This is a genomic window from Streptomyces argenteolus, from assembly GCF_042902585.1.
GTDB lineage: Bacteria > Actinomycetota > Actinomycetes > Streptomycetales > Streptomycetaceae > Streptomyces > Streptomyces argenteolus.
In genome coordinates this window covers 1,178,685-1,195,055 of sequence record NZ_JBIBEG010000001.1, presented here as the reverse complement: position 1 = coordinate 1,195,055, position 16,371 = coordinate 1,178,685, and the positions used below count along the sequence as shown (strand labels likewise).

General features: G+C 72.4%; 14 protein-coding genes. 7 read left to right on the top strand and 7 right to left on the bottom strand.

Annotated elements, in window-relative coordinates:
• Positions 1–10: 10 nt before the first annotated feature.
• The 3 genes from ACFY8O_RS05370 to ACFY8O_RS05360 form a co-directional block, all read right to left on the bottom strand.
• Positions 11–166 carry a hypothetical protein gene (locus ACFY8O_RS05370; protein WP_167526143.1) on the bottom strand — a complete coding sequence of 52 codons (156 nt, stop codon included), beginning with the start codon at positions 164–166 and terminating at the stop codon, positions 11–13.
• A 200-nt stretch (positions 167–366) separates the two neighbouring features.
• On the bottom strand, positions 367–3,324 hold the full coding sequence (locus tag ACFY8O_RS05365; protein WP_387899599.1) for an AfsR/SARP family transcriptional regulator: 2,958 nt from the start codon (positions 3,322–3,324) through the stop codon (positions 367–369).
• A gap of 352 nt (positions 3,325–3,676) precedes the next feature.
• A complete protein-coding gene (locus tag ACFY8O_RS05360) occupies positions 3,677–3,880 on the bottom strand; it encodes a cold-shock protein (protein ID WP_003967102.1) in 204 nt (67 codons plus the stop codon).
• 286 nt (positions 3,881–4,166) lie between these two features.
• Between ACFY8O_RS05360 and ACFY8O_RS05355 the strand changes: the two genes are divergently transcribed.
• The 4 genes from ACFY8O_RS05355 to ACFY8O_RS05340 all read left to right on the top strand — a co-directional run bounded on the left by ACFY8O_RS05355 (position 4,167) and on the right by ACFY8O_RS05340 (position 9,032).
• Positions 4,167–5,045, top strand: a complete 879-nt coding sequence (locus ACFY8O_RS05355; protein WP_145804209.1) for a menaquinone biosynthetic enzyme MqnA/MqnD family protein — start codon at positions 4,167–4,169, stop codon at positions 5,043–5,045.
• A gap of 414 nt (positions 5,046–5,459) precedes the next feature.
• Positions 5,460–7,109, top strand: coding sequence for a serine/threonine-protein kinase (locus ACFY8O_RS05350; RefSeq protein ID WP_387899004.1), 1,650 nt, complete (start codon positions 5,460–5,462; stop codon positions 7,107–7,109).
• A gap of 72 nt (positions 7,110–7,181) precedes the next feature.
• Positions 7,182–8,381 carry a cyclic dehypoxanthinyl futalosine synthase gene (gene mqnC, locus ACFY8O_RS05345; RefSeq protein ID WP_145804204.1) on the top strand — a complete coding sequence of 400 codons (1,200 nt, stop codon included), beginning with the start codon at positions 7,182–7,184 and terminating at the stop codon, positions 8,379–8,381.
• A gap of 6 nt (positions 8,382–8,387) precedes the next feature.
• Positions 8,388–9,032: an imidazolonepropionase-like domain-containing protein gene (locus tag ACFY8O_RS05340; RefSeq protein WP_387899000.1), complete on the top strand. Its 645-nt coding sequence runs from the start codon at positions 8,388–8,390 to the stop codon at positions 9,030–9,032.
• 88 nt (positions 9,033–9,120) lie between these two features.
• Here ACFY8O_RS05340 and ACFY8O_RS05335 read toward each other — a convergent pair whose 3' ends face one another.
• Positions 9,121–9,960, bottom strand: coding sequence for a DUF3152 domain-containing protein (locus tag ACFY8O_RS05335; protein ID WP_387898997.1), 840 nt, complete (start codon positions 9,958–9,960; stop codon positions 9,121–9,123).
• A gap of 161 nt (positions 9,961–10,121) precedes the next feature.
• The gene (locus ACFY8O_RS05330) at positions 10,122–10,412 is read right to left on the bottom strand and encodes a hypothetical protein (RefSeq protein ID WP_387898994.1); all 291 of its coding nucleotides are present in this window, start codon (positions 10,410–10,412) and stop codon (positions 10,122–10,124) included.
• 42 nt (positions 10,413–10,454) lie between these two features.
• On the opposite strand from ACFY8O_RS05330, the gene ACFY8O_RS05325 reads away from it, so the two are divergent.
• On the top strand, positions 10,455–11,147 hold the full coding sequence (locus tag ACFY8O_RS05325; protein ID WP_145804198.1) for a demethylmenaquinone methyltransferase: 693 nt from the start codon (positions 10,455–10,457) through the stop codon (positions 11,145–11,147).
• Positions 11,148–11,234: 87 nt separating this feature from the next.
• Here the strand turns inward: ACFY8O_RS05325 and ACFY8O_RS05320 are convergent, their stop codons facing one another.
• On the bottom strand, positions 11,235–11,753 hold the full coding sequence (locus ACFY8O_RS05320) for a GNAT family N-acetyltransferase (protein WP_387898991.1): 519 nt from the start codon (positions 11,751–11,753) through the stop codon (positions 11,235–11,237).
• Between the two features lie 97 nt (positions 11,754–11,850).
• Here ACFY8O_RS05320 and ACFY8O_RS05315 point away from each other — a divergent pair, with 97 nt between their 5' ends.
• Both ACFY8O_RS05315 and mptB read left to right on the top strand, forming a co-directional pair.
• Positions 11,851–13,134 (top strand): geranylgeranyl reductase family protein, encoded by a 1,284-nt coding sequence (locus tag ACFY8O_RS05315; protein ID WP_145804196.1) that lies wholly within the window; start codon positions 11,851–11,853, stop codon positions 13,132–13,134.
• A gap of 190 nt (positions 13,135–13,324) precedes the next feature.
• Positions 13,325–14,833, top strand: coding sequence for a polyprenol phosphomannose-dependent alpha 1,6 mannosyltransferase MptB (gene mptB, locus ACFY8O_RS05310; protein WP_387898987.1), 1,509 nt, complete (start codon positions 13,325–13,327; stop codon positions 14,831–14,833).
• Positions 14,834–14,899: 66 nt separating this feature from the next.
• Here the strand turns inward: mptB and ACFY8O_RS05305 are convergent, their stop codons facing one another.
• Complete coding sequence (locus ACFY8O_RS05305) at positions 14,900–15,715, bottom strand: C40 family peptidase (RefSeq protein WP_145804192.1); 816 nt, start codon at positions 15,713–15,715, stop codon at positions 14,900–14,902.
• Between the last annotated feature and the right edge of the window lie 656 nt (positions 15,716–16,371).

Sequence of the window (16,371 nt, the reverse complement as noted above, 5' to 3'; positions counted from 1 at the left end):
CGGATGAGGTCTACTTGGCAGGCTCGGACGTGGCGTGCTGGTCGAGGGTCGTGATCTCCTCGCCCGTCGCGTGCTGGTCCTGCGTGGTGATCGGCGTCTCCGGCTCGCCGGTGGCGTGCTGGTCGGCCGGCTTGAAGATCGGGTCCTGCTTGCTGGCGTCGGCCATGATGGTCAACTCCCTCTCTGCACTGCACGATGGGTTTGCGAGGCCCGTCCGGCTGTTCCCCCGTGGACTGCCGGACGGGCCTCTCGGGGCCGTTCACCCTAGTGGCACGGCCGCTGTCGCCCCCGTCTGCCCCCCGACGCGACGGATCGACAGGCATGAGCATGCAGGGTGGCGATAAACGAACGATGAACGCGTCGTTCTCAGGCGGCTGCCGCAGGTGACAGGAGCGACCGGACCTCGGCCGCCTCGGGCGAGGCGAGCTCCTCGTAGATCGCGAGCGCCTCGGCCCAGCAGACCTCGGCACGGCCGGTCTGCCCGATCCCGGAGAGCGCTCGGCCCAGGACGGTGAGGACGTTGCCCCTGCGCCATTCCCCGCCGATGCCACGCAGCACCGTGAGGGCCAGCTCGGCGTACTGGGCCGCCTGGGCGGGCCGGCCCGAGGCGAGGTCGACCTCCGCGAGGCGGAACAGTGCCATGCCCTCCCACAGGCGCTGCCGGCTGTCACGGAATATGGCCAGGGCCTCGTTCAGCTGCTCGGCCGCCGCCGCCGACTTGCCGCTCTGGGTGAGCGCCATGCCCAGGGCGTAGCGGCCGTTGGCCCCCCGCAGGGCGTGGCCGAGGGAGTCGTAGATCTCGATGCCGGCCGTCGCCAGGGTGATGGCGCTCTCCGTACGGCCCGTGGCGAGGTGGATGCGGGAGAGGTTGCACAGGGCGCTGGCCTCGCCGGGGCGGTTCTCGTCGCCCCGGAACGCCTCGATCGCCTGGTTCAGGAACGTCTCGCCGTCCGCGTGGCGGTTCTGGTACAGCGCGATGATGCCCCGGGCGTTGGAGGCCCAGCAGGCGGGCAGCCTGTCGTCGACGGTCCCGGCGAGCCTCAGGGCTTCCTGGGCCTCACGGTCGGCGTGGTCGAACCTCCCGGCCAGCTGGTGGACGTTGGCCAGCGACATGACGGCGCGGCCCTCCGCCCGTGGGTCACCGCAGGCCCTGGAAGCCTCCCTGACGGTCACCGCCACCGCCTCGTACTGCTTGGAGTTGGCGCCCGACTCGCCCAGGTCCAGGGCGGCGTAGAGAAGGTCCACGGCGCGGGCCAGGGTGGCGGGGCGGACCGACTGGCGCACGCACGCCAGCAAGTTGGTCGCCTCGGCGTACAGCCAGTCCAGCGCCGAGTGCCGGTCCGCGAAGGTCAGGCCGGCGTGCTCCGTCGGCTCCAGGTGGTCCACCAGACGGTCTCCCGGCCGCTCCAGCGCGTACACCCCCGCAGCCGTCGCCAGGTAGAAGTCCAGCAGCCGTGACAGCGCCAGTTCCGTCTCCACCGGGGGCTGTTCGTCGCGTTCCGCGCACGCACGCGCGTAGAGGCGCACCAGGTCGTGGTAGCGGTAGCGGCCCGGGGCAGCCGACTCCAGGAGGCTGGTGTCGACCAGGGACTCCAGAAGGTCCTCCGCCGTGTGGAGGTCCAGGTCGAGGAGGGCGGCCGCCGCCGCGAGGGAGATGTCCGGGCCGTCCGCCAGGCCCAGGAGACGGAAGGCGCGGGCCTGGGGCGGCTCCAGCTGGCCGTAGCCGAGCTCGAAGGTGGCCTTCACCGCGAGGTCGCCCGCCTGGAGTTCATCGAGACGGCGGCGCTCGTCGGCGAGCTTCGCGGCCAGCACCGAGACCGTCCAGGTGCGCCGGGAGGCCAGCCGGGAGGCGGCGATGCGGATGGCCAGCGGGAGGAAGCCGCACGCGGCCACCACGTCCAGGGCCGCTTCGCGCTCGGAGCGGACGCGCTCGTCGCCGACGATGCGGGTGAAGAGCTGGAGCGCCTCCTCGGGCGACATCACGTCCAGGTCCACGAGGTGCGCGCCGGCCAGGTCGACCATGCGGACCCGGCTGGTGACCAGCGCGGCGCAGCCCGCCGTGCCGGGGAGCAGCGGCCGGATCTGGGCCGCGTCATGGGCGTTGTCGAGCAGGACCAGGACGCGGCGGCCGTCGAGGGCGGAGCGGTAGAGGGCGGCCCGCTCGTCCAGGGAGTCCGGGATCGCGGAGTCCGGTGTGCCCAGGGCGCGCAGGAACGAGCCGAGCACGGTCTCGGGTTCGGCCGCCCGGCCGCCCGCCCCCTGGAGGTCGACGTACAGCTGGCCGTCCGGGAAGTGCGGGCGTGCCTGGTGGCCGACGTGCACGGCGAGGGTGGTCTTGCCGACGCCGCCGATGCCGGCCAGCGCGGAGACGGCCATGACGGAGCCCTCGGCGGTGGCGAGTCTGGCCCCCAGCTCCCGTACGAAGGAGGCGCGGCCCGTGAAGTCCGGGACGGTGGCCGGGAGCTGGGCGGGGCGGACCGGCGCGGAGGCCGGGGCGGGCTCGTCGGCCGGGCGGGCCAGCTCCTCGTCGGCCTGGAGTATCCGCTGCTGGAGCTGGGCGAGCTCGGGGCGCGGGTCGACGCCCAGTTCCTCCGCCAGCAGGCGGCGGGTGTCGGCGTACACCGCGAGGGCCTCGGCCTGTCGGCCGCTGCGGTACAGGGCGACCATGAGCAGTTCGCGCAGCCGTTCCCGCAGGGGGTGAGCGGCGGTGAGGGCGGTCAGTTCGGAGACGGCTTCCGCGTGGCAGCCGAGCTCCAGGTCCAGGTCGAGGCGTGTCTCGGTGAGCTGGAGGCGCCATTCCTCCAGGCTGGTGCGCTGGTTCTCGGCGTACGGGCCGGGCAGGGAGGCGAGCGCCTCGCCGTCCCAGAGGCCGAGCAGCTTGTTGATCAGGGCGCGCGCCTGGGAGCGGTCGCCGCCGCCGCGCACCTTCTCCGCCTCGGCGGCCAGGTCCTGAGCGACCGTCAGGTCCAGCGCCTCGCGCGGAATCCGGACGGCGTACCCCCCGGACTCGCTGACCAGGGTGTCCTGGCCCAGGGTCTTGCGGAGCCGCGACGCATAGGTCCGTACGGTGGCCAGCGCCTGGGACGGGGGGTCGTCGCCCCAGAGGGCGTCGATGAGTTCGGCGGCGGTGGCCGTGCGGCCGTCCCGCAGGAGCAGGGCGGCGAGCAGGGCCCGTTGCTGCGGTGAGCCGGACGGCAGGAGCTCGTCCTCGCGCCAGGCGCGGACCGGGCCCAGTACGGTGAAGCGCAGGTCGGCGCCGGCCGGCCGTTTCCGCGGAGCGCGTTGCTCCGGGACGCGCACGCCGGGTCCGTTGTCGCGGTCCATGATGCCCCCTGTCCTGCTCACCCCGCCGGTCCTGCTTGCCCCGCCGGTCCCGCCGGCCCCGCTGATCCCGCCGGTTCTGCCTGCCCCGCCGGTCCCGCTGATCCCGCTCGGCTCCGTACCGCTGGTATCGCGGTCAACAGTCTGCCCTGTAACGGGCTGACTCGTCAGCATCGGGTGACGCTCTGCACAGGCCCTCGACAACGATCGGGGGCGAGGACGCGTCCGGGACGTACGGCGGCGCGTGACGGGTGGGGCGTGGGGGAACGGGCAGGAGCCCCGTTCCCCCGCCGAGGCGGGGGAACGGGGCTCCTTGGGTAATGCTCACTCGGCCGCGATCGGCCGACCCGGGCAACTAGGCCGGGGTGACGTTCTCAGCCTGCGGACCCTTGGGTCCCTGAGTGACGTCGAAGTTCACGACCTGGTTCTCCTCGAGGGAGCGGAACCCGGACGCGTTGATCGCGGAGTAGTGGACGAAGACATCCGGGCCGCCGCCGTCCTGGGCGATGAAGCCGAAGCCCTTTTCAGCGTTGAACCACTTGACGGTTCCGGTAGCCATAAGCCCTCCTTGGGCCAAAGGGTTGCCCTGCTCCAGAACCTGCAAACAAGTCTGAAAACTACAAAAGCCTGCGGGTTACATGCTCCGCAGGCTCTGTACTGCAAGGGAAACCAAACTGCAACTTGCGAATGAGCCTAGCACGCAGTCCACAGGGAGCGGTAGAGGGAAAGATCACTTCACCCGGATGTTTGATTGAGCCGCCGGAGAGGTGACGCAGGAGGGCACGGGAAGGCCGTCCGGGCGCCCCGATGGCACCCGCCGGAGGCCACGGGTCTAGCCTCGCGATGTGGACAATTCAACCGTCTCTCCCGTAGAAGGCGACGACCGTCGCAGCAGGCCGCGCGTCGGCCACATCCAGTTCCTGAACTGCCTCCCCCTCTACTGGGGCCTGGCACGGACCGGGACACTGCTCGACCTGGAGCTCTCGAAGGACACCCCGGAAAGACTCAGTGAGCAGCTGGTCAGGGGGGATCTGGACATCGGTCCCGTCACCCTGGTCGAGTTCCTGCGCAACGCCGACGACCTGGTCGCCCTCCCCGACATCGCGGTGGGCTGCGACGGCGACGTCATGTCCTGCGTGATCGTGTCCCAGCTCCCCCTGGAGCAGCTGGACGGGGCCCGGGTGGCCCTCGGCTCGACCTCGCGGACCTCCGTGCGGCTGGCGCAGCTGCTGCTCGCCGAGCGGTACGGCGTCGCACCCGACTACTACACCTGCCCGCCGGACCTCGGCCTGATGATGCAGGAGGCCGACGCGGCCGTCCTCATCGGGGACGCGGCGCTGCGCGCCAATCTGCACGACGCCCCCAGGCTCGGGCTGCAGGTCCATGACCTGGGCCGGATGTGGAAGGAGTGGACGGGGCTGCCGTTCGTCTTCGCCGTCTGGGCGGCCCGCAAGGACTACCTGGCCTCCCATCCCACGTACGTGGAGAAGGTGCACGAGGCGTTCCTGGCCTCCCGTGACCTCTCCCTGGAGGAGGTCACCAAGGTCGCCGAGCAGGCGGCGCGCTGGGAGGCCTTCGACGCCGAGGTGCTGGAGCGCTACTTCACCACCCTGGACTTCCGCTTCGGGCCGGAGCAGCTGGCGGGCGTCCGTGAGTTCGCCCGGCGTACGGGACCGACCACCGGCTTCCCCGCCGACGTGAAGGTCGAACTGCTCGGCGGCTGAGCCGCCGCGCTCGGGAATGGTGCGGCAAAGAAGATGAATGTTGCACCTTCTCGGGCGCCTTCCCGGGCGGCCTCCCTGCCTCTTGCCGGCCCTTCCCCGGAGTGCCCCTTTAGTGCGGACGCATGGATCCGGCATTCCGTTCCCGGGAAAGGGGACGAATGTCCGGAGTTCTGTCGGGGAGTCCCCGCCGCCGCACACGCCGCGGAATAGCGGACGACTCCCGCAACGCCTTCCGGTATCCCCCCGGTGAACGCCCGATAGGCGCGGACGAACGGCGTATTCGCGCCTTTCGGTGTGGCGAAATCCCTGCTTCGTGCCCATAGGGGCGAAATCGGAGGAAGGGGTGTCGGTGACCGTACGGGCCGGGCACCCTAGGCTGCGGTCCGAGTCCCGGGGTCCACAGGGGGAGACCGCATGCAGCCGCTGGAAGCCGGCGAACCGCACACCATCGGTGCCTACCGGCTGCTCGGCAGGCTCGGCGCCGGAGGGATGGGCCGGGTCTACCTGGGCCGCAGCGCGGGCGGCCGTACCGTCGCGGTCAAGGTCGTCCACCCCCACTTCGCCCTCGACGAGCAGTTCCGCGCGCGGTTCAGGCGTGAGGTGGAGGCCGCACGCCGTCTCGGGGCCCGGTGGACGGCCCCGGTCCTGGACGCCGACCCCGACGCGGCCGTGCCCTGGGTGGCGACCGGTTACGTGGCCGGGCCGCCGCTCTCCGACGCGGTCACCCGCCACGGACCGCTGCCCGAGTACGCCGTGCGGACCCTGGGGGCCGGGCTCGGTGAGGCGCTCGACGCGGTCCACGCCCACGGCCTCATCCACCGCGACGTGAAGCCCTCCAACGTCCTGCTCGCCCTGGACGGTCCCCGGCTGATCGACTTCGGTATCGCCCGGGCCCTCGGCGCGACTGTCTCCCTCACCTCCACCGGGGTCTCCGTCGGCTCGCCCGGCTACATGGCGCCCGAACAGATCCGGGGCCTGGACATCTCCGGCGCCGCCGACGTCTTCTCGCTCGGCGCCGTCCTCGCGTACGCGGCGACCGGGACCGCCCCCTTCCCGGGCGACTCCTCCGCCGTACTCCTCTACAAGGTGGTGCACGAGGAGCCCGAACTCGGCGACCTGGAGGGCGAACTGCGGGAGCTGGTGGCCGGGTGCCTCGCCAAGGACCCCGCCGCCCGTCCCGCCCCCGCCGAGCTCGCCCGCAGACTCGCACCCGCGGGGGCGGCCACGCTGGTGGCCCCGGGCTGGCTGCCCGGCCCCCTCGTGCGGGAGGTCAGCCGGTCGGCGGTCGCCCTGCTGGACCTGGAGCCGCAGGACGCGCCGGTGCAGTCGGGGCCCGTGCCCTTCAGCAACGCCTCGCTGGGGAGCGCGCCGCTCGGCACCTTCGGCCCGCCCCTGCCGCCCCCGCCGTCCGAGCCGCCGGGGAAGCGCGACTCCGGTGCCCGGGTCGCCGTCACCATGGACTCCGGCCCGCGCTCCGGCCCGGGCCGGGGGCGCAGGGTCAGCTGCACCGTCGCGCTGGCCGTCGCCGGCGCCCTCGCCGCGGTGACCGTCGGCCTCGCGACGACGGGGGACCTGTTCGGCGGCGGCGGGAAGGACCACGGCAACGACGCCGCGCAGCCGCCCGCGGCCACCGGGTCGAAGGAGCCGGGCGACGGCACGCCGCCGGGGACCCCCGCGGCGTCCGCGCCCGTCGGCGCACTGCCCAAGGCCTTCGCCGGCACCTGGAAGGGCCCCGCGACCGAGCGGAGCGGAGCCCCGCACGGCACCGTCACCGCCGTGTTCACCGAAGGGCGCAAGGGTGAGGACGTGGTCCGGCTCTCGTACCGCTTCGAGGCGCTCGGGACCAGCGTCGTCTGCAAGGGCATCGGCAAGCTCGTCTCCGGCACCGCCACCGAGCTGAAGATCAGGGAGCGGGTCGACCCGGACGCCCGGGGCGGCGCGCTGTGCACCGGCGGTGAAGCCGACCTCGACTTCACCCTCACCTCCGGCGGCACCCTGCTCTACGAGTCCCACGAGGAGGCGGCGGGCACGCCGAAGGGCACGCTGACCCGGTCCGGAGGCTGACCCCGGCACGGGCTGGCGTAGGCTGGATCGGTCCGTGGATCCGCAGAAGAACCGCCGAAAGGTGACAGCCCGGTGACCGAGAAGGCCGACCTTCAGCCCGTCCTCGACCGCGCCGCCGAAGGCGGGCGGATCACTCCGGAGGAGGCGCTCGACCTCTACCGGTCGGCACCGCTGCACGCACTGGGCGCCGCGGCCGACGCCGTGCGCCGTCGCCGCTACGCGGGCACGGAGCACATCGCGACGTACATCATCGAGCGCAACATCAACTACACCAACGTCTGCGTCACCGCCTGCAAGTTCTGCGCGTTCTACGCGGCGCCCAAGGACACCGGCAAGGGCTGGTCCCGCGACCTCGACGACATCCTGCGCCGCTGCGCGGAGACCGTCGAGCTGGGCGGCACGCAGATCATGTTCCAGGGCGGCCATCACCCGGACTACGGCGTCGAGTACTACGAGGAGCACTTCTCCGCCATCAAGAAGGCGTTCCCCCAGCTGGTCATCCACTCCCTGGGCGCCTCCGAGATCGAGCACATGGCCCGCATCTCGGGCGTCTCCGCCAAGGAGGCCATCGAGCGGATCCACGCCGCCGGCCTCGACTCCTTCGCCGGTGCCGGCGCCGAACTGCTGCCCGCCCGGCCGCGTACGGCGATCGCCCCGCTCAAGGAGTCCGGCGAGCGCTGGCTGGAGATCATGGAGATCGCCCACGGCCTCGGTGTCGAGTCCACCTCCACCATGCTGATGGGCACCGGCGAGACCAACGCCGAACGCATCGAGCACCTGCGGATGATCCGTGACGTGCAGGACCGTACGGGCGGCTTCCGCGCCTTCATCCCGTACACCTACCAGCCGGAGAACAACAAGCTGAAGGGGCAGACGCAGGCCACCCTCTTCGAGTACCTCCGGATGATCGCCATCGCCCGGCTCTTCCTCGACAACGTCGCGCACATCCAGGGCTCCTGGCTGACCACCGGCAAGGAGGTCGGCCAGCTGTCGCTGCACTACGGCGCGGACGACCTCGGCTCGATCATGCTGGAGGAGAACGTCGTCTCCTCGGCCGGTGCCAAGCACCGCTCCAACCGGCTGGAGATCATCGATCTCATCCGCAAGGCGGGCCGCGTCCCCGCCCAGCGCGCCACGACCTACGAGCACCTGGTCGTCCACGACGACCCGGCGAACGACCCGGTCGACGAGCGCGTCGTCTCGCACATCTCCTCCACGGCGATCGCCGGCGGCACCGCACACCCGGAGCTGAAGCTCCTCGACGCCAACTGACGCACCGTGCTCACCGTCCACGCCGCGCCGCTGCTCCTTCCGCTCGGCGCGGCCGCCGTCCCCGGGGGCGCGGTCGCTGTGGACGGCGACCGGATCGTGGCCCTCGGGCCGTACGACCGGGTGGTGGACGCGCACCCCACGGCCCGGGTCCGGCAGTGGCCCGGCGTGATCACCCCCGGGCTGCGCCAGTGGGACGGCGTCGCCCTGCTGACCCGGCTGTACCACCCCGATCCGCGCGAGGCGGACGAGTTCGGTGAACGCCCCCTGAGCGGCGCCGAGTTCGAGCGGCTCGGCGGCCGGCTGGACGAGCCCCGGCGGGCCGGCAGCGTACGGCGCGGACTGCAGCGCATGCTGAGCCATGGCACCACGCATCTCGCGGGAGGCTTCGCCGAACCCGCCGTCCGGACGGCGGTGCGCCGTGCGGGCCTGACGGAGGTCCCGCCTGCGGGGCCCCTGCCGGGCGAACCCGGCCTGGACCCCTTCGTACGGGGCCGCGACCTGCCGGGATCCGCGCACGGCCCCCTCGCCGTCGGCGGCCGGGCCGACCTCGCGGTCTTCGACGTGCCCGACGAGGCGGCGCTGTGCGCGGCGGGCGCCCGCACGTGTGTGGCCACGGTGCTGGGCGGGCGGCTCGTCCACCGGCGGCGGTGACGGCTCCGGGCTCCTGTGCGGTCGCGGTGCCCGGCGGGCGGCCGGTGTACCGGCGCGGGTGACGGCTCCGGCACACCGGCCGCCGGACTCACCGCACGGAGGGACCGCCCAGGTAGCGTCCCTTCTCGTCGTACGGCCAGGCGTTGGACACGCAGCCCTTCAGCCCCTTGATCTGCTGCATCATCGCGGGCGCGGGCTGCCCGGGCCCGGGGCAGGTCTCGTGGCCGTGGCCCAGCCAGTGGCCGACCTCGTGATTGATGATCAGCGCGCGGTACTCGGACGCGGTCCCGTCGAACGTCGGTGAACCCAGCTGCCATCGGGAGAGGTTGACCATGACGTTCTTCCCGCCGCGGCAGTTCACCTCGCCCCCGGTGTCCAGGCCGTACTGCCCGCAGAGCCGGTCCGTGGTCCGTGGCGTCCCTATCCGGATCACCAGCCCGGCCGAGTCGTCCGCGACCTGACGGAAGCTGCGGGCCCCGCCCTTGCCCCAGCCACGCGGGTCGGCGAGTATCTCCGCGATGTCCACGGCGGCCCTGTCCGGGTCCACCCCGATGCCGTCCTCCACCTCGACGCGGTAGCGGCTCCCGCTGCCGCCCGGGGAGACGCCCGCGTGCGCCACCGTGAACGTGCCGGGGCCCGAGGACGGTACGGAGTCCGGGTCCACGGCCTTCTCCTCCCGCGGCGATGCCTTCGGCGGCGCGGCGGACTTCGAGGGCGCGGGGCTCACCGGCACCCGCGGCGAAGCCGGTGCGCCGGACGGGGTGCCGGCCGCCGGCGAGGCGCTCCGCTCGTGCTCCCGGCCCGCTGCCACCGCGGCGCCGTCGTCCTGCCACGGGGGAGTGGCATGGAGCAACGCGGCGACGGCCGCCGCCACCACGGCCCCGGCGACGAGCGTGCGCCGCCTTCGCATCCGTCTTCGGCGGTCCATGACTCCTGTCCCGGCCTGTGCGCGCGAAGGCCGCGTCCGCGGAGCGGGTGCTCCGGCCCCCCGGCGGGCGCCCGTGGCGTCCCGTGATCGATGTCTGTCGTCGCTGTGCATCTTCTGGTGGCTGTCCGTGGTCTCGGAACGTCCGTGCGGCGCGGGTGGGTTCACCCGCCCCGCACGCTGACCTGCTTCGGGAGCACCGGGTGCTCGTCCGCGTACGGCACGAGGTCCAGCAGCCCGCTCCCCCTCACCCCGTCCCGCAGCCGCTGAGCGCTCACCGGCGCGGAAACCCCTTTCTCCTCGTCCGGTGAGACGTCGATCAGGACCGTGCTGTTCCCGAATTCGAAGGTGATCGGCGTGGATGTGGTCTCCGGGGAGTTGACGGAGGCGCGCCGCAGCCGCGCCCCGACCCCGGTACGAGCGCTGCCGGCCCCGAAAGGCCGAAGCCGTTCCACGCCGCCGCGAGGGCCCGGGGTGGGGGCTGCTTGAATGGGAGGGTGACCCGAGCCTCCCTGGACAAGCAGCCGCACGAAGTCGCCTCGATGTTCGACGACGTGGCGGCGAACTACGACCTCACCAACGACGTGCTGTCGCTCGGACAGGCACGGCTCTGGCGCAGGGAAGTCGCCCGCGCCGTCGATGCCCGCCCGGCCCAGAAGATCCTCGACCTGGCGGCGGGCACGGCCACGTCCTCGCAGCCGTTCGCGCGGGCCGGGGCCTACGTGGTGCCCTGCGACTTCTCGCTCGGGATGCTCCGGGTCGGCAAGCAGCGCCACCCGTGGATGCCCTTCACCGCCGGCGACGGCACGAAACTGCCGTTCAAGGACGAGACCTTCGACGCGGTCACGATCTCCTTCGGGCTGCGCAACATCCAGGACACCGGGGCCGCGCTGAGCGAGCTGTACCGGGTCACCCGGCGCGGCGGCAAGGTCGTGATCTGCGAGTTCTCGCAGCCGACCTGGGCGCCGTTCCGGACCGTCTACACCGAGTACCTGATGCGCGCGCTGCCGCCGGTCGCCCGGGCGGTGTCCTCGAACCCCGACGCGTACGTCTATCTCGCCGAGTCGATCCGCGCCTGGCCCGACCAGGCCGGCCTCGCGACCCTGCTGCGGAAGGCCGGCTGGTCGAAGGTGGCCTGGCGCAATCTCACCGGCGGCGTGGTGGCCCTGCACCGGGGCGTGCGCGACTGACCACCCGGCGGCGGGCGCTCCAGGGCACCGCCCGGCGGCGAGGGCTCGGAGCCCCGGCCGCCGGCCGGCCACCCGTCAGGGGCGGCCTCAGAGCTCCAGCCGGAAGCAGTACGCCTCCTGCCCCGACACCGGGCTCGTGTACGTCTCGGCCTGCCGCATGCCGAGGCGTTCCGCCACCGCGACCGAGCGCGCGTTGCGTACGTTGATCATCGCGACGACCTCCCGCACCCCGAGAGCGCGCGTCCGGTCCAGGGTGGCGCGGGCGGCCGCGGTCGCGTAGCCGCGCCCCCAGGCGGCCCGCCCCAGCCGCCAGCCGATCTCTATCTCGCCCACCGGCCCGAAGGACGTGTGGGGCCACGGCTGGGCGCCCGTGAAGCCGAGCACCTCACCGGCGTCGTCCAGCACCGTCCACAGGCAGTGGCCGAGCTCCGCGTCGTGCCGGCGCTGACGGGCGGTCAACTCCTCGTACACGGAGTACTCCGCCGAACGCCCGCCGTGGAACTCCATCACCTCGGGATGGTCGAAGACCCGGTACCAGGCGAGGGCGTCCTCGTCGGTGGGGACACGCAGATGGACGGACGGGGTCGATTCAGGCGCGTGCGGCATCGGGGAGCCCTTCGGGAGGTTGATCAGCAGGCACCCATAGACTGCACGCGACATGTGCCGCGCGGCACGCGAATTCGAGTCTTCGGGAGATCCGACCGTGACCGAGCCCCTCTCCGAACACAGCGCGGACGTGATCGTCGTCGGAGCGGGCCCAGCCGGCTCCACGACCGCGTACTACCTCGCCAAGGCCGGACTCGACGTCCTCCTCCTGGAGAAGACGGCCTTCCCGAGGGAGAAGGTCTGCGGCGACGGTCTCACCCCGCGTGCCACCAAGCAGCTCGTCTCGATGGGGATCGACATCTCCGAGGAGGCCGGCTGGCTGCGCAACAAGGGCCTGCGCATCATCGGCGGCGGTGTCCGCCTCCAGCTGGACTGGCCGGACCTCGCCTCGTACCCGGACTACGGTCTGGTCCGCAAGCGCGACGACTTCGACGAGCAGCTGGCCCGCCAGGCGCAGAAGGCAGGTGCGCGGCTGCACGAGCGCTGCAACGTCGGCGAGCCGATCAAGGACGAGCGCACCGGCCGCATCACCGGCGTCCACGCCAAGCTCGGCGAGGAGAAGACCCCGGTCACCTTCCACGCCCCGCTCGTCGTCGCCGCCGACGGCAACTCCACCCGGCTCTCCCTGAACATGGGCCTGCACCGCCGCGAGGACCGCCCGATGGGCGTCGCGGTCCGTACGTACTTCACCTCGCCCCGCCACGACGACGACTACCTGGAGTCGTGGCTGGAGCTGTGGGACCGCCGAGGCGCCGAGGACCGGCTGCTGCCCGGCTACGGCTGGATCTTCGGCATGGGCGACGGCACCTCCAACGTGGGCCTCGGCATCCTCAACTCCTCGTCGGCCTTCCGGGAGCTGGACTGGCGCGAGGTCCTCAAGGCCTGGTGCGCCTCGATGCCGGAGGACTGGGGCTACACCCCCGAGAACATGACGATGCCGATCCGCGGGGCCGCGCTCCCGATGGCCTTCAACCGGCAGCCGCACTACACCAAGGGCCTGCTGCTCGTCGGTGACGCGGGCGGGCTGGTCAACCCCTTCAACGGCGAGGGCATCGCGTACGCCATGGAGTCGGGCCAGATCGCCGCCGACGTCATCGTCCAGGCGCACGCCCGGGCGACCCCGGCGCAGCGGGAACTGGCGCTCCAGCACTACCCGAAGATCCTCAAGGACACCTACGGCGGCTACTACACGCTGGGCCGCGCCTTCGTGAAGATGATCGGGAACCCGAAGGTCATGAAGATCGCCACGCAGCGCGGTCTGACCCACCCCCTGCTGATGAAGTTCACGCTGAAGATGCTCGCCAACCTCACCGACCCGACGGGCGGCGACGCCATGGACCGCATCATCAACGGCCTCTCGAAGGTCGCCCCGAAGGCCTGACCTCCCGGCTGCCGCCGCCCCGCGGAACGCACCTCGTTCCGTGCGGCGGCTCTGCTTCCGCCTCGCGGCGCGAGCTCGCGGGTGGTGGCGGGAGTCCCGTGAGGAGGAGGGGCGCCGCCATGGCCCGCGCGCAGGGGTGTGGACGTCCACACCTGAAGGCGCCCGGGCCCCTGCGATAGGTTTGCGGACCATGCGGGCAACCGGGGCGGGGAACGGCGGAAGGTATCGCCTGCTGGGCGCGGCAGGAGCGGCGGCTGCGGTCGCGGGCGGCTGGGCCGTCGGCACACTGCCGGCCCACGACCCGTGGGGCCTGTGGGTGCCGCGCGGCACCGCCCTCACGGCGGCCGGTTACGCGCTGGCGTACGGCGGACTCACGGCGCTCGTCGTCGCCTGGTGGCTGTACGGCAGGACGGGAGCCGGGGTACGGGACAGTCTGGTCACCCTGGTGTGGTGGGCGGCGCCGTTCGTGGTGGCGCCGCCGCTCTACAGCGCCGACGTCTACAGCTACATCGCCCAGGGCGCGATGGTCCTCGAAGGCCACGACGTCTACGAGGTGGGACCGTCCGTCCTCGACCCCGCCGGTCCCGGCGGTGACGCCGCCGCGAGCGTCGGGGGCCACTGGACCGACACCCCGGCGCCGTACGGCCCGTTCTTCCTCCTCCTGGCACGGGGCGTGGCCTGGGCGACCGGTGGCACGATCGTGCCCGCCGTCCTCCTGATGCGGCTGATCGCCCTGGCCTCCCTGGCGCTGATCGCCTGGGCGCTGCCGCACCTGGCCCGGGAGCACGGCCGCAGCCCCGGCGCCGCGTTGTGGCTGGGCGCGCTGAACCCGCTGCTGCTGATGCACGTGGCGGGCGGTCTGCACAACGACGGGCTGATGATCGGCCTCATGCTGGTGGGCGTCGTGCTCGCGCTGCGGGGAAGGTGGATCGGCGGCTCCGTGCTCGTCGGGCTCGCCATGATGGTCAAGACCCCGGCGGCGGTGGCGCTGCTGTTCGTCGCCGTCCTGGTGGGCCGGGCCGCGACCGGTGGGCTCGTACGCAGGGCGGCGAAGGGGCTGTTCGGGCCCGGGGCGGTGGCGGGGGCCGTCGTGGTGCTGACGACCCTGCTCGGCGGAACCGGCTTCGGCTGGGTGGCCACCCAGGGTGTCGCGGGCCGCATCCACACCGCGCTCTCGCCGACCAGCGATCTGGGCCTCGGGCTCGGCGAACTCCTGCGGCTGCTGGCCGGGACCGACCCCGACCCGGTCAAGGCCGCCGTGCAGAACCTCGGGCTCGCGGCGGGGGTCGCGCTGATCCTGCTGGCGGCGTGGCGTGCCGCCGCCGGCCGCCTGGACGCGGTGCACGGGCTGGGTCTCGGGCTGGTGGCCCTGGTGGCGCTCTCACCGATGGTGCAGCCGTGGTATCTGCTCTGGGGGACCGTCGTGCTCGCCGCTACCGCGGCCGGCAGCACGGTCCGCGACGTCGTCGTCGTGCTCTCGGCGGCTCTCGGCTACGAGACACAGCCCTCGGGCTCCACCCCCGCCTACGGCTTCGTGCTGGCCGCTCTCGTGTGCGGGGCGGGAGGTGTGCTGCTGCGCAGGGAGCGCGCCACGGCGCCCGGAGCCCGCGTACCGGGCCAGCGCCGGCCGGCCGACGCCGCCGTGGAGCCCCACGCCACCACGGCACACCGACGGGCCGTCACTCCGAGCGGGGAGTGACGGCCCGTCGGCCGTGCTGTTCGTGCGCGCGTGCCCCGTCCTGCCCGGGCGTGCGCGGCTTGTGAATCAGAGAACGCGGACCGCGCCCGACGGCGGGTCGTAGTCCAGGGACTTCTGCACGACGCCGGTGCTGGAGTTCTGCGCGCCGACGAACTGGCCGCCGCCCACGTAGATGCCGACGTGGTACGCGCTGCCCGCACCGCCCCAGTAGAGGATGTCGCCGGGCTGCAGGTTGTCGAGCGAGACCTGGGTGCCCGCCGTCGACTGGCTCTGTGAGACGCGCGGCAGGTCGATGCCCACCGAGCCGAAGGCCGCCTGGACCAGGCCCGAGCAGTCCCACGAGTTCGGGCCGGTGCCGCCGGAGACGTATGCGTCGCCGACCTGGGCCTGTGCGAACGCGATGACGGAGGCCGCGGACCCGGTGGCGCTCGACGACGAGGAGGAGGACGAGGACGAGGAGGAGGCCGGCGCGCTGAGCGTGGTGCGCTCGGCGGTACGGGAGGCGCGCTCGGCGGCCTCCGCCTTGGCCTTGGCGGCAGCTTCGGCCTTCTTCTCGGCCTCGGCCTTGCGGACGGCCTCGGCCTTGGCCTTCTTGGCCGTCTTGGCGGCCTTCTCGGCCGCGGCGTCCTCGTGGGCCTGCGTCTCGAGGTCGAGAGCGACCGCCTGGGTCGCCTGAGCGGACGCGGCGACGGAGGTGGAGAGACCGGCCGTGATGGTGGGCATCTCGATGGTCTGGGTCACCGGCTCGGCCTGGGCCGGTCCGGCGGCACCCGCGACCGCGATGGTGCTGAGGACGCCACCGGCAACTCCTGCCCGCAGCGCCGTCTTCGAGGCGCTCTGGCGGGGCTTCCGGTGGCTGGGTATGTGAGCGGTGTGGGACATGAGTACTAGCGCTATCAGGGCTGTAGGGGTCCCATCAAGAAACGTGTGTTGCGACACAGTTACGTTCGGAATCTGTGAATCCGCTTATTGCGGGCTCTTATTGACGCCCTAACGGGCAAAACGGACAGCCACGATCACGGCCGTGATCACGGCGTTCTTTCAATACGCCCGAATTGCCCGTCGCTTACCATCCGTTCACACGGATGGCCAAGCCCGCTTCTCTTGGTGTGCGCGTGGAGTGATGCAGGTCACAGCGTGACCCTGTCGTGAGAGGCAACCGCGCGGGCGCCCGCCGCGTGCCCGCCCCCGTGCGGCGGCTGCTTCGGCGTGCGTGACCTATTGGTGAGTCATGTCCGTTTCCATGCCCGCGCGTCGGCCGCCTCTCCCGCGCCTCCCGGCGGGCGCCGTCGGTGGTCGGCGGTGGAGCTCCGGGTGGGCGTCCGGAAGTTCGTGAATGCGTGCGCATTGTCCACATCGGTACCGGAAGCCCCTCGTCCGGGTGGCCGCGATCTGGGGTCGCTCCCTATATCACCCCGTACGTGTTCATCGCCAATTTGCATGTAGAGGCCGTCGATTGATAGTGCCGTACGCCTTTGACCAGCGGTAACAGCGCGAGATGTCACGTCTCGTAACCGCTCGGCCGCTTCGCGTACGAA

Bases quoted from the DNA above. Each gene is read 5' to 3' on its own strand.
- ACFY8O_RS05370 (WP_167526143.1), bottom strand. From the start codon at position 166: ATGGCCGACGCCAGCAAGCAGGACCCGATCTTCAAGCCGGCCGACCAG.
- ACFY8O_RS05365 (WP_387899599.1), bottom strand. From the start codon at position 3,324: ATGGACCGCGACAACGGACCCGGCGTGCGCGTCCCGGAGCAACGCGCT.
- ACFY8O_RS05360 (WP_003967102.1), bottom strand. From the start codon at position 3,880: ATGGCTACCGGAACCGTCAAGTGGTTCAACGCTGAAAAGGGCTTCGGC.
- ACFY8O_RS05350 (WP_387899004.1), top strand. From the start codon at position 5,460: ATGCAGCCGCTGGAAGCCGGCGAACCGCACACCATCGGTGCCTACCGG.
- ACFY8O_RS05335 (WP_387898997.1), bottom strand. From the start codon at position 9,960: ATGGACCGCCGAAGACGGATGCGAAGGCGGCGCACGCTCGTCGCCGGG.
- ACFY8O_RS05320 (WP_387898991.1), bottom strand. From the start codon at position 11,753: ATGCCGCACGCGCCTGAATCGACCCCGTCCGTCCATCTGCGTGTCCCC.
- mptB (WP_387898987.1), top strand. From the start codon at position 13,325: ATGCGGGCAACCGGGGCGGGGAACGGCGGAAGGTATCGCCTGCTGGGC.
- ACFY8O_RS05305 (WP_145804192.1), bottom strand. From the start codon at position 15,715: ATGTCCCACACCGCTCACATACCCAGCCACCGGAAGCCCCGCCAGAGC.